Source organism: Pseudomonas laurylsulfatiphila (assembly GCF_002934665.1).
Lineage (GTDB): Bacteria > Pseudomonadota > Gammaproteobacteria > Pseudomonadales > Pseudomonadaceae > Aquipseudomonas > Aquipseudomonas laurylsulfatiphila.
In genome coordinates this window covers 25,661-40,877 of record NZ_NIRS01000007.1, presented here as the reverse complement: position 1 = coordinate 40,877, position 15,217 = coordinate 25,661, and the positions used below count along the sequence as shown (strand labels likewise).

Here is a 15,217-nt window from a genome sequence, read left to right as displayed (position 1 = left end):
TTATCAGTGATATTTCAGGCCCCCATACTAGTCAGCCGCCGGAAAGTGTCACGGTCGCATCGGGCCAGTTCGAGTAGCCAATTGAGTCAAACGTCGCGCAGGCGTCAGCCATTTACTTTAGCCGTGGTTTCAAATTACCTTTCAGGGCATTCATCCGCGCACGCGGGCCTTGATCAAAGGAATACGATCATGCAATCCCTGGGCTTCACTTCCGTTCCGCCGCTGCTCAAATACCTGCGTCATGCCGAGCAACTGGGCATGGCCATCGAGCCTGCGTTGACGGCTGCCGGGTTGCAGGCGCAGCAGTTGAGCGACAACAGCCTGCGGTTGCCCGGTGAAGCCCATGAACGGCTGCTCGATTATTTCTGCGAACACTCGGGCGATCCGTTGTTCGGTCTCAACGCCGCGCGCTTTGTGTTGCCCAACTCCTGGAGCGTGCTGGGTTACATCACCATGAACTGCGCGACACTGGGCGATGCGATGAGCCGCATCATGCCGTTCGAGAAACTGGTGGGAGACATGGGCGTCAGCCGCGCCGAGGTGCAAGGCAGCGACGTGCACCTGATCTGGACCTGCCGTCATCAACGCCCGCGAATTCGCCGGCACCTGGTGGAAAACGTGCTCGGCTCCTGGCTGCAATACGCGCGCTGGATCGCCGACACGCAACTGTCGCCGGCCGCCGTCTGGCTGGAACATGCCTGCCCGGCCGACACGACGTTGGCAGAGTACGAGCAGTTCTTCGACTGCCCGGTACTGTTCGACCAGCCTTATTCGGCGCTGATTGTGCCGTTACCGTATTTGCAGTTGCCCTTGCGCCAGGCCGATGCGCAATTGCTGCGCACCCTGGAAGAACATGCCCAGGGGTTGATGGCCACACTGGAGGACGCGTCGCTGGAACAGCGGGTCAAAAGCATCCTGCGCCAACTGCTCAAGGAGGGCCTGCCACGCAAGGAGCAGGTGGCCGAGCATCTCGCCGTGTCCGTGCGCACGCTGCAACGCCAGCTGCATCAGGCCGGTACGTCGTACCAACAGATACTCGACGACCTGCGCCAGGAACTGGCCGAGCATTACCTGCTCAACAGCACCCTGCCGATTCAGGACATCGCCCAATACCTGGGCTTCACCGAACCCCGCTCGTTTCACCGCACGTTCAAAAGCCGGCGCGGGATACCGCCCGGCGAGTTTCGCCAAACCCACCGGGTGCCGAACGAAGGCTGAAGGCTCAGGGGTTGTAGGCTCAGAGACTGATCGCGTTGGTGAACACCAACCGATTGCCGAACGGGTCGGCGATGGTCATGTCCTGGCTGCCCCAGGGCATGGCCTGAATCTGTGGATGGGAAAACCTGTATTCCCTGGCCAACAGTTGCTGTTGAAATTGCTCCAGCTCATCCGTCTCGATCCGCAGGGCAGAACCCGGCGTGCTGTCGCCATGGTGTTCGGACAAGTGCAGCACACAATCGCCACGGGAGATTTGCAGGTACAGCGGGAAATCCGCTTCAAGTCGATGTTGCCAGTCGATCTTGAAACCGAGGAAGTCGACGTAGAACTCCACGGCCTTGGCTTCGTCGAAAATACGCAGGACCGGAGTGGTTTTGCCGAAGCTCATCGGATTGCTCCCAGACAATGAAAGCCCGGAGTTTAGCCGGGCTTGATGTCAGCAATTCGGCTTGGCGGGGGGATTCTTTAATTGCACATTGCCACTATGTGATACAGATCAAAAGATCGCAGCCTTCGGCAGCTCCTACAGGGAAATGCAATCCATGTAGGAGCTGCCGCAGGCTGCGATCTTTTCGCCCCGCCTCAATCAATGAAACCCGTCACGCAAATCCCCTTGCCGCGCCAAAAACCGCCCTTCCCTGCGCCCGTTGGCCTGGCCATCGCGGTAACTCAACACACCGTTGACCCATACGCCCTCGATGCCTTGTGCCGCCCGCTGCGGATCGTTGAAATCAGCCACATCACGGATGGTCGCTGGGTCGAACAACACCAGGTCCGCCCAATGGCCTTCGCGGATTTCACCGCGCTCCTTCAAACCGAAGCGTGCCGCCGACAACCCGGTCATTTTGTGCACGGCGGTGTGCAGCGGGAACAGTCCTACGTCACGGCTGAAATGTCCGAGCACCCTGGGGAATGCGCCCCACAGGCGTGGGTGTGGGAACGGGTCTTCCGGCAAGCCGTCGGAGCCGACCATCGACAGCGGATGCGCGAGGATCCGGCGCACATCCGCCTCATCCATGCCGTAGTACACCGCACCGGCCGGTTGCAGTTGGCGGGCGGCATCGAGCAACGACAGGTTCCATTCGGCGGCGATGTCCATTAGGTCGCGGCCGCCCATCTCCGGGTGCGGCGTCGACCAGGTGATGGTGATGCGGTGGGCATCGGTCACCTGCTTGAGGTCCAGGGTCGATGAACTCGCGGCATAGGGATAGCAATCGCAGCCCACGGGGTGCGATTTCGCTGCGTCTTCCAGGGACGCCAGCAACTGCGGACTACGCCCCCAGTTACCGGCACCGGCACATTTGAGGTGGGAAATGATCACCGGGCTCTGCGCATGGCGACCGATCCGGAACGCCTCGTCCATGGCCTCCAGCACCGGTTCGAATTCACTGCGCAAATGGGTGGTGTAAACCGCGCCGAACGCGGTCAACTCTTCGGTCAGTTGCATCACTTCATCGGTCGATGCCGAGAAGGCGCTGGCATAGGCAAGGCCGGTGGACAGGCCCAGCGCACCGGCCTCAAGGCTCTCGCGCAGTTGCTCGCGCATCGCGGCAATTTCATCGGTTGTGGCGGTGCGGAACAGATCGTCGAGGTGGTTGCTGCGCAATGCGGTATGACCCACCAAAGCGGCGACGTTCAGCGTGGTGTTCGCCGCTTCGACCGCCGCCCGATAGTCGCGGAAGGTCGGATAAACGAATGCAGCGGCCGTGCCGAGCAGATTCATCGGGTCCGGTGGATCGCCGCGCAAACTCACCGGTGAGGCACTGATCCCGCAGTTGCCAACGATCACCGTGGTCACGCCCTGGCTGAGCTTGGGCAGCATCTGTGGTTGGCGAATGACCACGGTGTCGTCATGGGTGTGCACGTCGATGAAACCCGGCGCCAGCACATGGCCCTGTGCGTCGATTTCTTCGTTGGCACGGGCATCGCGCAGGTCGCCGATACGCTCGATGCGTCCGTTCCGAATCGCCACATCGGCGGGGTAACCGGGGCTGTTGCTGCCGTCGATGATCAGGGCGTTGCGAATCAGCGTGTCGTACTGCATGTCAGTCTCCCAGCGGCAAGTGATCGTCGCCGCCGCGGTATTCGTCGAGGGCGAGTTTGATCCGCCGCAGACGTTCTTGATTGTCTTCAGGGTTGGCCAGGGCCAGCTCGGTGGCGAGCACATCGATGGCCAACAGCATGCCGTAGCGCGCCGCCGTGGGTTTGTAGATGAACGAGGTTTCGGCGCTTTGCAGCGGCAGGACGATGTCGGCCAGTTGCGCCAGCGGCGAATCGCCGCGAGTGATGGCCAGGATGCGCGCGCCGTAGTTGCGCGCCAGCTCCACCGTTTCAATCAGTTCCGGGGTGATCCCGGTCAGCGAGCAGACAATCACCACCTGTTCGGCACTGAGGCTGGCGGCGGTGACGCGCATCATCACCGCATCGTGGCACGCCGTGATCGGATAGCCGAGGCGCACCAGGCGCACTTGCAGTTCATCGCTGCACAGGGTCGAGCAGCCGCCCATGCCGAAGGCGTGGATCATCCGCGCCTTGCCCAGCAGTTTTACCGCATCGGCGAAACGCGACTCATCGAATGCCGCCAGGTGCTGGCGCAAGGTCGATTCGATGTCACCGACGATTTGCCCGTAGAACGCCGACTGCTCCGGGGTGCCCGCCGGGTCGAGAAACCGGCTGCCGACACCGCTGGCCTGGGCCAGCTGCAAACGCAAATCACGCAGATCCTTGCAGCCGACCGTACGGGCGAAACGCGACAGCGTGGCGCTGCTGACCTCTGCCCGCAGCGCCAGCTCATCGAGGCTGGCGGAGGCGGCGAAGCCTACGTCGTCGAGCATCAGGCGGGCGATGCGTCCTTCACCGGCGCTGAAGGAATCCTGGCGGGCGCGGATCTGGTAGAGGATGTCCATGCAAGTGGCTCCGGCTAAATCAGGTAGGAAAGGCCAACGGTCAGTCCGAAGGCAATGACCGAGATCAACGTCTCGAGCACGGTCCAGGTCTTGAAGGTTTGGGCAACGGTCATGTTGAAGTATTCCTTGATCAACCAGAAACCGCCGTCGTTAACGTGGGAAAAGATAACCGACCCGGCGCCCGTCGCCAGCACCAGCAGCTCCGGATGGGGATAACCCAGACCAATGGCCACCGGTGCGACCACGCCTGAAGCCGTCGTCATGGCCACAGTGGCAGAACCGGTGGCGATGCGCATCAGCGCAGCAAACAGCCAGCCCATCAACAGCGGCGACAGATGAAATTCGTGGGCCAGGCCGACAATTTGATCGGTGACGCCGGCGTCCACCAGAATCCGGTTCAGGCCACCACCGGCGCCCACCAGCAGGGTGATGCTCGCGGTCGGCGCCAGGCATTCGTTGGTGAACTTGAGGATCGATTCGCGGTTGAAGCCCTGGGCCAGGCCGAGGGTCCAGAAGCTCAGCAAGGTGGCCAGCAACAGCGCGATCACCGAGTTGCCGATGAACAGCAGGAACTGGTTGAAACCACTGCCCGGCGTGGAAATCAGATTGGCCCAGCCGCCGATCAGCATCAACACCACCGGCAACAGGATGGTCGCCATGGTGATGCCGAAACCCGGCAGGCTGTCGCGCGGTTCACGCTCGAGGAACTGGCGCTCCAGCGGGTTTTCCGCCGGCAATTGAATGCGCGGCACGATGAACTTGGCGTACAGGGGACCGGCGATGATCGCGCTCGGAATGCCGATCAGGATCGCGTACATCAACGTCTGCCCCACCGACGCCTGATACACCTGCACCGCCAGCATCGCCGCCGGGTGTGGCGGCACCAGCGCATGCACCACCGAGAGCCCGGCGACCATCGGCAAGCCGACCATCAGGATCGACACGCCCACGCGCCGCGCTACGGTAAAGGCAATCGGCACCAGCAAGACGAAACCGACTTCGAAGAACAGCGGCAGCCCCACCAGAAACGCGATGCACACCATCGCCCAATGCGCGTTCTTCTCGCCAAAGCGGTTGATCAGCGTGCGGGCCATCTGCTCGGCACCACCGGACTCGGCCATCATCTTGCCGAGCATGGTCCCCAGCGCCACCACCAGTGCGATGTGCCCCAGGGTTTTGCCGACACCGGCCTCGTATGCCCCCACCACACCGGACGGAGGCATCCCGGCAACCAGCGCCAGGCCAAGGGAAATCAGAGTGATGACAATGAACGGATTGAGCCGGTAACGGGCGATCAGAACGATCAGCGCGATGATGGCAACGGCGGCATACACCAGCAGCCAATAGCCGAAGGACGGGGTCATGCGGTACTCCTCGAGAGGGTCACGTCGAAATATTTGTGAAACTCTTAAAACATTTCGGCAGGTGATTTTCAAACGAGGTGAAAGTAATTTTCGTGCAGAGGTAAGGGGTGTCGCGCAGAGGCATGGCGTGTCGCGAATTATGAAAGTCGGCTGTATGAATTTTCATAGCCGACAGTCCGATCTTTCCCCGCTCAGCGTGGGAAAGATCGAATGACTGGCCTCAGTCGTGCTGCATCCGGGCACGCTTGAGCAATTTCTTGCAGCGCTCGGACAAGTGCAGCACCCGCAAGTGCTTGCCGGCCTTGGCGTAGCGCTCGCGCAAGGTACCCAGCGCGGCGATGGCCGAGTAGTCGACGAAGCTCAGGTGCTGGCAATCCAGGGTCACTTGCGCCGGGTCGTTGGCCGGATCGAACTGATTGAGAAAGGGTGTGGTCGAGGCGAAGAACAGCGTGCCATGCACCCGGTACAGCTTGCTGCCGTCGTTCTCCAGATGACTGTCGGCATACAGCTGGCGGGCCTGTTGCCAGGCAAAGTTCAGCGCCGCGATGATGATGCCGCAGAGCACCGCGGTGGCCAGGTCGGTGAACACGGTAATCACCGTTACCGCGATGATCACCAGCACGTCGTTGAGCGGCACCTTGTTCAGCACCCGCAACGAGGCCCAGGCGAAGGTCTGTTGCGACACCACGAACATCACCCCGACCAGCGCGGCCAATGGAATGCGCTCGATCAGCGGCGACAGAAACAGGATGAACAGCAGGATCGACACCCCGGCCACCACCCCGGACAAGCGTCCGCGGCCGCCGGAACTGAGGTTGATCACGGTCTGGCCGATCATGGCGCAACCGCCCATGCCGCCGAACGCACCGGACAGCACATTCGCCGCCCCCAGCGCTACGCACTCGCGATCCGGGTAGCCACGGCTCTCGGTGATTTCGTCGGTGAGGTTGAGGGTCAACAGGGTTTCCAGCAACCCGACCAGCGCCATCAGGATCGCGTAGGGCGCGATGATGCGCAGGGTGTCCAGATTCCACGCGATGTCCGGCAGCGCCAGCGTCGGCAGGCCACCGGCAATGTGCGCCATGTCGCCCAGGGTGCGGGTTGGCAAGCCAAGCAGATACACCGCCAGGCCCACGCCGAGAATCGCCACCAGCGCCGGCGGCACGGTGCGGGTCAGGCGCGGCAATACGTAGACAACGGCCATGGTCACCGCGACCAGGCCAAGCATCATGTACAGCGGCGTGCCGCTGAGCCAGGCCTCACCGTCCTTGAAGTGCTCCAGTTGCGCCAGGGCAATGATGATCGCCAGGCCGTTGACGAAGCCGAGCATCACCGGATGCGGCACCATGCGCACCAGCTTGCCGAGCTTGAGCAGCCCGAACGCCATCATGATCAGCCCGCCCAGCAACACCGTGGCCAGCAAGTACTGCACGCCGTGTTGCACCACCAGCGCGACGATCACCACGGCCATCGAGCCGGCCGCGCCGGACACCATGCCCGGTCGCCCGCCGAACAGCGCCGTCAGGGTGCAGATGATGAACGCGCCATAGAGCCCCATCAGCGGATTGAGGTGGGCCACCAAGGCGAAAGCGATGCACTCGGGCAACAGGGCGAAGGACGTGGTAAGCCCGGCCAGGACATCGGCGCGTAGACGTTTTGCTTTCATGGGGGGGACCGCACACAGGGAGAGACGAAAAAGAGTGTGCGGATGTTACGGAATCGAGGGCAGCGCGGCCAGTTAATGGGTTGCTGAAAAAGCTTCGCGAGCAGGCTCGCTCCCACAATTGATCTACACCGGTCACAAAATTTGTGTACGACGCAAAACCCTTGTGGGAGCGAGCCTGCTCGCGATGAACGATGACGCGGTCTAAAGCGAACTCAAACCATTTCGTCGCGAATCCACTCAACCACCGAAGTGCGCTTCGGCACCCAACCCAACAGTTCCCGCGCATGCTTGCCGCGAACCCGACTGTTGGAACCCAGACCATAGTTGGCCATTTCATAGCCCCACTCGGCTTCGGCCTCCTTGAGCGGCCAGTCCTGTGGCTCGCCCAGGTTCAGCGCGTGGGCCATCGCCGTGGTCATGTCGATGAACGACGCTTCACCGCTTTCAACAAAGTAGAACGTGCCGGGTACATTTTGATTCAGTGCCAGCAGGTACAGCGCAACCACGTCCTCGATGTGCACGTTGGACCAGATGTTGCGGCCCGTGCCGACATGGCGCACCACGCCGCTTTTGCGCGCCTGTTTGAGCAGGCGCGGCAGCTGCACGCTGTCGCGATGGACGCCCAGGCTGTGGCCGTAGATCAAGGTGTTGCAGATCACTGCCGAGTTCACCCCCTCCATGGCCGCCGCCAGGATCAGGTTATCGATGGCCACGCGCGCCGCCTTGTCGACGGTCGGTTCCGGCAGGTTGTCTTCGAAGTAGATGACATCGCTGGATTGGCCGCCCGAGGCATCACCGACAATGCTCGAACCGCTGGTGTGCAGGAACACCTTGCCAGAGCCGCGCAAGGCATCAAGCAAGGCTTCCACCGCGCCACGATGATCGCTGCTGGCCGCGTTGATCACTGCATCGGCAGCGAGCGCCTGATCGGTCAACAGGTCGCGGTCGTCCAGACTGCCCACCACCGGAGAAATGCCCAGTGCACGCAGCTCATCGGCCTGTTCGGCGCTGCGCACCAGACCGGTGACAGCGTGGCCGGCCTGGACCAGGCCCGTGGCGATGGAACCGCCGATAAATCCGGCAGCGCCGGTAACGAATACGTTCATGGAGAAACTCCCTGCATGGATAAGTGATGCAAGGAGTATCCGGTAGCGATGACTGACGAAAAATCCCTGCTGGACCAATTCACTCTTGCGCAGGGGTCACGAATCAGCCTTTGAAATCCGCGCTCGCATAATCCGCCAACTTGCCCTGGATAAAGTCCAGGAAACATTGAATCCGCAAGGCCAGCTGCGAGTTGCGGTAGTACACCGCATTGATCGGCTGGCGGTAGCCGCTGTTGAATTCGGCCAGCAACACTTTCAAGCGTCCGGCACGAATGTCTTCGATGGTCATGAAATGCGACAGGCTGGCGATGCCCTGGCCGTCCAGTGCCAGATGGCGGATGGTCTCGCCGCTGGAGGCGCTGATCGACGCCTGGATCGGCCAGCGATCACCATGCACATAACGCAGCGGCCATTGGTTGAGGCCTTCGTTCTGGGTGAACCCCAGTAGCGTATGGTTGGCCAGGTCAGCCACGGCCTGCGGTGTGCCGTGCTTTTCCAGGTAGGCCGGGCTGGCGACGATGTGCAGCGGGCTGCAACCGAGGGAGCGGGCATGCAGTGTCGAGTCGGTCAGGGTGCCGATGCGAATGGCGATGTCAGTGCTCTGCTCCAGCAGGTCGATGATCAAGTCATTGCTGTTGAGTTCGAGTTGGATGTCCGGGTAGAGCCTGCGGAATTCATCGATGTAGGGCACGATGGCGTGCAGCATGAAGGGTGATGCGGCGTTGATCCGCAGGCGCCCGGACGGTGTTTGCTGGCGCGAGGACAGGCGCTCTTCGAGCTCGTCCATCTGATCGAGAATGCGCTTGGCGTGCTCGAAGAAGTACTTGCCCTCCTCCGTCAGGTCCATGCGTCGCGTGGTGCGATTGATCAAGGTGGTGTCGAGCTTGGCCTCCAGCCGCGACAGCGTACGGCTGACCGCCGAAGGCGTTTGCCCGACCTGCTCGGCCGCCGCAGAAATCGACCCGCATTCAATTACGCAGACGAATATCTGCAATTCATCGGATCTGGCTTTCACGTGTGTCCCTTATCGATAATTCAGCACAACGCTTAAATCGCTTTTCGTAGGAGCCCGGCTTGCCGGCGATTGCGTCCTCATGAGCGCCATCGCCGGCAAGCCGGCTCCTACAGGTTCTGGCTTCAGGTATCGATAGTAGCCGAGCGTCATGCCTTGAGGCCAAACACCTCAGTCAAATGCTGCTCATAACGCGCCACATCGCCTTCGATGTTCGGGCGCTTCATCACGTCTACGCACAGGAAGGTCGGCAAACCGGTCATGCCAAGGAACTCGTTGGCCTTGTGGAACGGGAAGTACACCGCGTCCACACCTTTGGCTTCGAAGAAATCGGTCGGGTCGTCGAAGGCTTGCTGCGGGGCGTTCCAGGTCAGCGACAACATGTACTGCTTGCCGTGGATCAGGCCGCCGCTGCCGTACTTCTGCGACGCGTCGGAACGGGTGCGGCCGTCGCTGGCGTAGAGGCTGCCATGACCTTCGGTGAAGACTTCATCGATGTACTTCTTCACGGTCCACGGCGCGCCCATCCACCAGCCGGGCATCTGGTAAATGATCACGTCGGCCCAGAGAAACTTGGCCACTTCTTCGGCGACGTCGTAGCCCTCGTCGATGAAGGTGGTTTTGATATCCACACCACCGCGATCCAGCACGCTCAACGCGGCTTCATGCAGGGTGGTGTTGTAGCGGCCGTCGGAGTGCGCAAATTGTTTGCCGCCGTTGAGCAACAGGACTTTTTTCATGGAAGGTCTCGGGAAGGGTCGGGAATCGATGGCGGCAGAGTACCGATCGGCCTCGCGCGGAATAAGCGTCGTTTTGGCAAAATTCATTTGACCCACAAGCACGAATCAACAGTCGATTGTTGCCTTAGACTGGCGTCCATTCTGACCTGAGGAGAGATGTAGATGAGTGAAATCCAGGGCTTCATTCTGCACGCCAAGACCCGTCCGGAAAAATCCGACGCCTTCGAAGCGTTTTTCAGCGGCTACGTGGAAGCAAGCCGCGCCGAACCCGGCTGCATCGAATACCACATGCTGCGCGACAAACAGGACCCGACCCTGTTCATTTTCTATGAGATCTGGCAGTCCCAGGCCCATCTGGACGTGCACTCGAACCTGCCGCACATGAAGCAGTTCCTTGAGCAGCGCGATGAGTATCTGGAACGGGACTTCGACATCCGCGCCATCGACATGATCAGCCCGTCGTCCGCTAGCCGCTGATCAGCAAATGGCCGCCGAGCACACCCAGGCCAACGAAAAACACACGCTTGAACCACAGGGCGCTGATCCGCTGGCGCAGCGATTGCCCCAGCCACATGCCGAGCATGGCCGGGATCAGCGCCAGCAGCGACGCGCTCAACTCGCCCCCGCCGAGCGCACCGCGCCATAACAAGCCACCGGCCAGGGCCAGGGTCGAGACGGTGAACGACAGGCCCAGCGCCTGCACCAGTTCGTCCCGGCTCAAACCCAGCGCTTGCAGATAGGGCACCGCCGGAATCACGAACACGCCGGTGGCCGAAGTGATGACGCCGGTCAGCAGGCCGCACAGTGGACCGAGCCAGCGTTCACGGTGGGGTCCTACGCGCAAGGTCGGCAGGCACAATCCGCTCAGTGCATACAGCAACAACGCAGCGCCCAACCCTCGCACAACCCAATGGCCACCACTCATGCCGATCCACAGCGTGCCCGCCCCGGTGCCGATGAAAATCGTCAGTAACATCGGCCACAGTCGTTTGACCAACCCGGACAAATGCCCGCCGAATGCCAGTTGCCAGACGTTGGTGAGCGTTGCCGGAATGATCAATAGCGCGGCTGCCTGCGACGGTGCCATAGCCAGACCCAGCAGTCCCATGGCAACCGTTGGCAGGCCGAGGCCGATCACGCCCTTGATCATGCCGGCCAGCACAAAGGTGCAGATGACCAACAGTGACAGGGCCAATCCGAGATTCTGGTAAAACGCCGAGAGTGTGTTCATGGGGCTATGGTGGGCCCGCAGGGGTTGATTGAAAATCTGCCATATACTGAGGTTGCCTCTTGCAAGACAAGAGTCTGAATAACCGGGTGCGGCATCTGACGCCATCGCGAGCAGGCTCGCTCCTACAAGGGATTTGTGAACAACACATAACCACTGTAGGAGCGAGCCTGCTCGCGATGACACCCTCCCAGACGACACACATCCAGAGGTTGCTGTAATGCACTTCGACCTGACCGACCTGCGCCTGTACCTGAACATCCTCGACACCGGCAACATCACCGCCGGCGCCGCACGCAGTCATCTGTCACTCGCGGCGGCCAGCGCACGAATTCGCGCCATGGAGGCATCACTGGGCGTCGAGTTTCTTCAGCGCAACCGTCGCGGGGTCAGCCCGACACCGGCCGGCGATGCCCTCGCCCGGCACGCCCGGGTTCTGCTGCAACAGGCCGAACGCCTGCAACAGGAACTGGCCGAATACGCCAAGGGCGTCAAGGGCCAGGTGCGGCTGCTGTGCAATACCACGGCAATCACCGAGTACCTGCCGGAGTTGCTCGCGGACTTCCTGCACAGCCACCCCAACCTCGACATCGACCTGCAGGAACTGCCCAGCGCCCGCATCACCCACGCCTTGCGCCAGGGCGCGGCGGACCTCGGTATCGTCTCCGACGCCATCGACACCCACGACCTCCAAACCCGACCGTTTCGCGATGATCCGCTGGTGCTGATCATGCCCCGCGAACATCCTTTGGCACAGGGGGCCTCGGTGAGTTTCAGCGACACGCTGCGTCACGATTACGTCGGCCTGAACGCCAACAGCGCCCTCGCCGTGTACCTGGAGGAACAGGCGCTGCACATCGGCTCGCGAATGCAGATCCGCATTCGCGCCGACGGCTTCGACGGTTTGATGCGCATGGTCGCCCACGGCGCCGGATTAGCGATTGTGCCGCTGGCGGCGATCCAGCGTGGGTCGCTCGATGAGCCGTTGAAAAGTGTCGCGCTAGAGGAAGACTGGGCGCAGCGCAAACTGCTGCTCTGTGCCCGCTCATTCGACAACCTGCCCGGTTATGCCAGAGCCTTGTTCGAGGCATTGCAGGGCGACAGCCTTTGAAGACTGCCGCCCCGCCGAGTTGCTTGCAGACTAGACCTTGGGCAACGGGCGCAAGGCTTCGGCAGTCTTGGGTTTTCTGAAAAAGATGCCGTAGATCACCGTGAGTACCACCAGGAAAGGCACACCGAAGACCAAGGTCATCTTGAAGGCGTCGGTGAAGTAGGTGGTGATCATCACCGCGCCCATCAACACCAGCCCCAACAGGGTCGAGTAGGGGAACAGCCGCATGCGGAACGACAGTTTGCGTTCGCCGTTGCGCTGGTGATAACGACGGAAGCAGTAGTGCGTCAGGAAGATCATGAACCAGGTGAAGATGGCGCCAAACATCGAGATCGCCATCATCAAGGTGAACGAACTTTCCGGATACAGGATATTGAGCAAGGTCGCCAGGGCGATGCCCGAGCTCGACAGCAGCAATGCGTTCAGCGGAATCCCGCTCTTGCTCAACACCCCCATGGACTTCGGCGCATAACCACCACGGGACAGGCTGAACATCATGCGCGTGGTGATGTACAACTGACTGTTCATCGCCGACAACGCCGCAATAAGAATCACGAAATTCATCACACCGGTCGCGCCGGGAATCCCGATCGACTGCATGACCGTGACGAACGGGCTCTGGGCTTTACCGGCCTGGACCCACGGCACAATCGCCAGCATCAGCGCGAGGGTCAGCAGGTAGAACACCACCAGGCGCACGATGGTCGCGCGAAAGGCTTTCTTCACCGCTTGCTCCGGATCCTTCGCCTCACCGGCCGCCACCGCGATCATCTCGACGCTCAGGTAACTGAAGATCGACACGATCACAGCGACCCACATGCCTTGCAAACCGTTGGGGAAAAAACCGCCATGGGAGGTGTAGTTATGCACGCCGTATTCCGGGTTGCCGGAGCCAAACACCACATACACCGCCAGAATGATGAAGCCGATAATCGCACCGATCTTGATGGTCGAGAACCAGTACTCGAAGGTGCCGAAGGTCTTCACGCTGATGGCGTTGAGCACGATCAGTACACTGGAGAACGAGACGATCCAGATCCATTCCGGCACGTTGGTGAACCAGTACTTCATGTACATCGCGACCGCCGTCACTTCCGTACCGACCGCCAGCACGATCGCCGCCCAGTAGGCATAGCGCACCAGGAACCCGGCCAGCGGGCTGACATAGAATTCGGCATAGGCACCGAATGAACCCGAGGTCGAATGGGCCACGGTCATTTCCGCCAGGCAGCCCATCAACAGCAGGGTGATGATCGCGCCGATGGCGTAGCTGAGCAGCACGCTCGGCCCGGCATAGCCGATGGCGTAGGCGCTACCCATGAACAGCCCGGTGCCAATCGCACCGCCAATGGCGATCATGCTCATCTGCCCCGACGTCAGTTGACGCCGCAAGCCTTGTTCACGGTTGGATATCGTTTCAAAACCGGAGTTATCGGTCATTTGTCTGTCCTCTGAATATTGTCTGTCTTGAAGAGAGCACGTGGTTGGATGGTCTCGTGGGGATCAGCCACGCACAGCAGGACACGGATCAGAAAATACTCAGTGGATACTCGATGATGACGCGGACTTCGTTGTTGTCCGTGGTGTCGGCGCGCGCCACTTGAGCGGTCGAACGCACACTGGCCTGACGTACCCGCACCGACAGATCCCTGGCCTTGCCCGACTGCACGACGTAGCGCGCTTCGAGATCGCGTTCCCAGCGCTTGCCGTCATCGCCGTAACGCCCGTAAGCGCCATTGGGGCCGCCATCGTAGTGGCTGTCGTCGATATGGTCACCGCTGACGTAACGCGACATGAAGCTCAGGCCCGGCACGCCGAATGGCGCCATGTCCAGGTCGTAGCGAAGTTGCCAGGAGCGTTCGTTGGGGGCGTTGAAATCGAGGACCTGGATCGAGTTGGCGAGGAAAATCGAAGTCCCCGGTTGTTGATCGAACCCCAGGTAATCGAACGGCTCATCGCCATCGACGCGTTGATACGCCAGAGTCAGACGATGGGCGCCAAACTTGTACGCTGTGGCCAACGACCAGGTCGTGTTATCGATCTTGCCGGCCAGGCTCTGGCCATCGTCGTTGGTACGGTAAATATTGAAATCCAGGTTCAGCGACTGCCATTCGCTCAAGGCAAAGGTGTAGTTGGTGTTGGCGTAATACTGCCGCCAGATGTCGGTGAACTGCGAACCATACAGGCTGACGCTCAGTTGATCGCTCACTGCATAGCTGCCGCCCAGGTAATCGACGCTGCGGGTTTCCACCCCGGCATACAGCGCTTTGAGAGCACCATTGGCGTTGGTGGAGTTACTGTCGTTGCCGGCTGTGAAGTGGCCGATGTCCACTTGCAGCGCCTTGAGTTCATTGCTGGTCAGCTGAAAGCCGGTGGCCATGCTGGTAAACAGGCGCGCATTGCCCGTGCCGAACACCGGGTTGAGCGGGGTCAGGTTGCCGTATTTGAGTTCGGTGTTGGAGATCCGCGCCTTGAGCGCACCACCCGCTTCGGAATACTCATCCTCGGGGCGACCGTCGGAACCGACCGGCAACAAACCGGTGCCGGTGCGTCCCTTGCCGCTGTCGAGCTTGAGGCCCAACTGCGCATAGGCATCGACGCCGAAACCCACCGTGCCCTGGGTATACCCGGACCGGTAATCGAGCATGATCCCGTGGGCCCATTCGTCCCGATAGTTCTGGCCCCCCGGGTTGTTGAGGTTGTTGCGGTAGAAATAGAAATTGCGGTTGGTCAGGATCAGGCTGCTGTCTTCGACGAATCCATTGTCGTTTGCGGCGTAAGCCATTTGACCGAGGCAACTGGTGATGGCGAGCGGCAAGGCGTGCCAAGGGGACAACTTCATTCTGCGTGCTCCTTATTATTGTGT

14 protein-coding genes are annotated in these 15,217 nt (G+C 61.0%); 3 read left to right on the top strand and 11 right to left on the bottom strand.

Annotation, left to right across the window (positions count from 1 at the left end; genetic code table 11):
* Positions 1 to 189 precede the first annotated feature (189 nt).
* The gene (gene gliR, locus CD175_RS25050; protein ID WP_104450851.1) at positions 190 to 1,218 is read left to right on the top strand and encodes an AraC family transcriptional regulator GliR; all 1,029 of its coding nucleotides are present in this window, start codon (positions 190 to 192) and stop codon (positions 1,216 to 1,218) included.
* 19 nt (positions 1,219 to 1,237) lie between these two features.
* Here gliR and CD175_RS25045 read toward each other — a convergent pair whose 3' ends face one another.
* The 8 genes from CD175_RS25045 to mdaB form a co-directional block, all read right to left on the bottom strand.
* Complete coding sequence (locus tag CD175_RS25045; protein WP_104450850.1) at positions 1,238 to 1,606, bottom strand: glyoxalase superfamily protein; 369 nt, start codon at positions 1,604 to 1,606, stop codon at positions 1,238 to 1,240.
* A 198-nt stretch (positions 1,607 to 1,804) separates the two neighbouring features.
* Positions 1,805 to 3,262: an N-acyl-D-amino-acid deacylase family protein gene (locus CD175_RS25040; protein WP_104450849.1), complete on the bottom strand. Its 1,458-nt coding sequence runs from the start codon at positions 3,260 to 3,262 to the stop codon at positions 1,805 to 1,807.
* A gap of 1 nt (position 3,263) precedes the next feature.
* Positions 3,264 to 4,124, bottom strand: a complete 861-nt coding sequence (locus CD175_RS25035; protein WP_007973204.1) for a MurR/RpiR family transcriptional regulator — start codon at positions 4,122 to 4,124, stop codon at positions 3,264 to 3,266.
* Positions 4,125 to 4,138: 14 nt separating this feature from the next.
* Positions 4,139 to 5,488 (bottom strand): GntP family permease, encoded by a 1,350-nt coding sequence (locus CD175_RS25030; RefSeq protein ID WP_104450848.1) that lies wholly within the window; start codon positions 5,486 to 5,488, stop codon positions 4,139 to 4,141.
* 220 nt (positions 5,489 to 5,708) lie between these two features.
* A complete protein-coding gene (locus CD175_RS25025; protein ID WP_104450847.1) occupies positions 5,709 to 7,154 on the bottom strand; it encodes a SulP family inorganic anion transporter in 1,446 nt (481 codons plus the stop codon).
* Positions 7,155 to 7,366: 212 nt separating this feature from the next.
* Positions 7,367 to 8,260 carry an NAD-dependent epimerase/dehydratase family protein gene (locus CD175_RS25020; protein WP_104450846.1) on the bottom strand — a complete coding sequence of 298 codons (894 nt, stop codon included), beginning with the start codon at positions 8,258 to 8,260 and terminating at the stop codon, positions 7,367 to 7,369.
* A 103-nt stretch (positions 8,261 to 8,363) separates the two neighbouring features.
* Positions 8,364 to 9,275 carry a LysR family transcriptional regulator gene (locus CD175_RS25015; RefSeq protein WP_104450845.1) on the bottom strand — a complete coding sequence of 304 codons (912 nt, stop codon included), beginning with the start codon at positions 9,273 to 9,275 and terminating at the stop codon, positions 8,364 to 8,366.
* Positions 9,276 to 9,421: 146 nt separating this feature from the next.
* Positions 9,422 to 10,012, bottom strand: coding sequence for an NADPH:quinone oxidoreductase MdaB (gene mdaB / locus CD175_RS25010; RefSeq protein WP_104450844.1), 591 nt, complete (start codon positions 10,010 to 10,012; stop codon positions 9,422 to 9,424).
* A 162-nt stretch (positions 10,013 to 10,174) separates the two neighbouring features.
* On the opposite strand from mdaB, the gene CD175_RS25005 reads away from it, so the two are divergent.
* The gene (locus tag CD175_RS25005; protein ID WP_104450843.1) at positions 10,175 to 10,489 is read left to right on the top strand and encodes a putative quinol monooxygenase; all 315 of its coding nucleotides are present in this window, start codon (positions 10,175 to 10,177) and stop codon (positions 10,487 to 10,489) included.
* Here CD175_RS25005 and CD175_RS25000 read toward each other — a convergent pair.
* Positions 10,479 to 11,243 (bottom strand): sulfite exporter TauE/SafE family protein, encoded by a 765-nt coding sequence (locus tag CD175_RS25000; protein ID WP_104450842.1) that lies wholly within the window; start codon positions 11,241 to 11,243, stop codon positions 10,479 to 10,481. The two genes, CD175_RS25005 and CD175_RS25000, sit on opposite strands and share 11 nt — an antisense overlap.
* Before the next feature lie 217 nt (positions 11,244 to 11,460).
* On the opposite strand from CD175_RS25000, the gene CD175_RS24995 reads away from it, so the two are divergent.
* Positions 11,461 to 12,351, top strand: coding sequence for a LysR family transcriptional regulator (locus CD175_RS24995; protein WP_104450841.1), 891 nt, complete (start codon positions 11,461 to 11,463; stop codon positions 12,349 to 12,351).
* Between the two features lie 30 nt (positions 12,352 to 12,381).
* Here CD175_RS24995 and CD175_RS24990 read toward each other — a convergent pair whose 3' ends face one another.
* Entirely contained in the window at positions 12,382 to 13,791 is a 1,410-nt protein-coding gene (locus CD175_RS24990) for an amino acid permease (RefSeq protein ID WP_104450840.1), read from the bottom strand.
* 88 nt (positions 13,792 to 13,879) lie between these two features.
* On the bottom strand, positions 13,880 to 15,193 hold the full coding sequence (locus CD175_RS24985) for an OprD family porin (RefSeq protein ID WP_104450839.1): 1,314 nt from the start codon (positions 15,191 to 15,193) through the stop codon (positions 13,880 to 13,882).
* Positions 15,194 to 15,217 lie beyond the last annotated feature (24 nt).

Bases quoted from the DNA above. Each gene is read 5' to 3' on its own strand.
- CD175_RS25005 (WP_104450843.1), top strand. From the start codon at position 10,175: ATGAGTGAAATCCAGGGCTTCATTCTGCACGCCAAGACCCGTCCGGAA.
- CD175_RS24985 (WP_104450839.1), bottom strand. From the start codon at position 15,193: ATGAAGTTGTCCCCTTGGCACGCCTTGCCGCTCGCCATCACCAGTTGC.
- CD175_RS24990 (WP_104450840.1), bottom strand. From the start codon at position 13,791: ATGACCGATAACTCCGGTTTTGAAACGATATCCAACCGTGAACAAGGC.
- CD175_RS25030 (WP_104450848.1), bottom strand. From the start codon at position 5,488: ATGACCCCGTCCTTCGGCTATTGGCTGCTGGTGTATGCCGCCGTTGCC.
- mdaB (WP_104450844.1), bottom strand. From the start codon at position 10,012: ATGAAAAAAGTCCTGTTGCTCAACGGCGGCAAACAATTTGCGCACTCC.
- CD175_RS25035 (WP_007973204.1), bottom strand. From the start codon at position 4,124: ATGGACATCCTCTACCAGATCCGCGCCCGCCAGGATTCCTTCAGCGCC.
- CD175_RS24995 (WP_104450841.1), top strand. From the start codon at position 11,461: ATGCACTTCGACCTGACCGACCTGCGCCTGTACCTGAACATCCTCGAC.
- gliR (WP_104450851.1), top strand. From the start codon at position 190: ATGCAATCCCTGGGCTTCACTTCCGTTCCGCCGCTGCTCAAATACCTG.
- CD175_RS25040 (WP_104450849.1), bottom strand. From the start codon at position 3,262: ATGCAGTACGACACGCTGATTCGCAACGCCCTGATCATCGACGGCAGC.
- CD175_RS25045 (WP_104450850.1), bottom strand. From the start codon at position 1,606: ATGAGCTTCGGCAAAACCACTCCGGTCCTGCGTATTTTCGACGAAGCC.
- CD175_RS25020 (WP_104450846.1), bottom strand. From the start codon at position 8,260: ATGAACGTATTCGTTACCGGCGCTGCCGGATTTATCGGCGGTTCCATC.
- CD175_RS25000 (WP_104450842.1), bottom strand. From the start codon at position 11,243: ATGAACACACTCTCGGCGTTTTACCAGAATCTCGGATTGGCCCTGTCA.
- CD175_RS25025 (WP_104450847.1), bottom strand. From the start codon at position 7,154: ATGAAAGCAAAACGTCTACGCGCCGATGTCCTGGCCGGGCTTACCACG.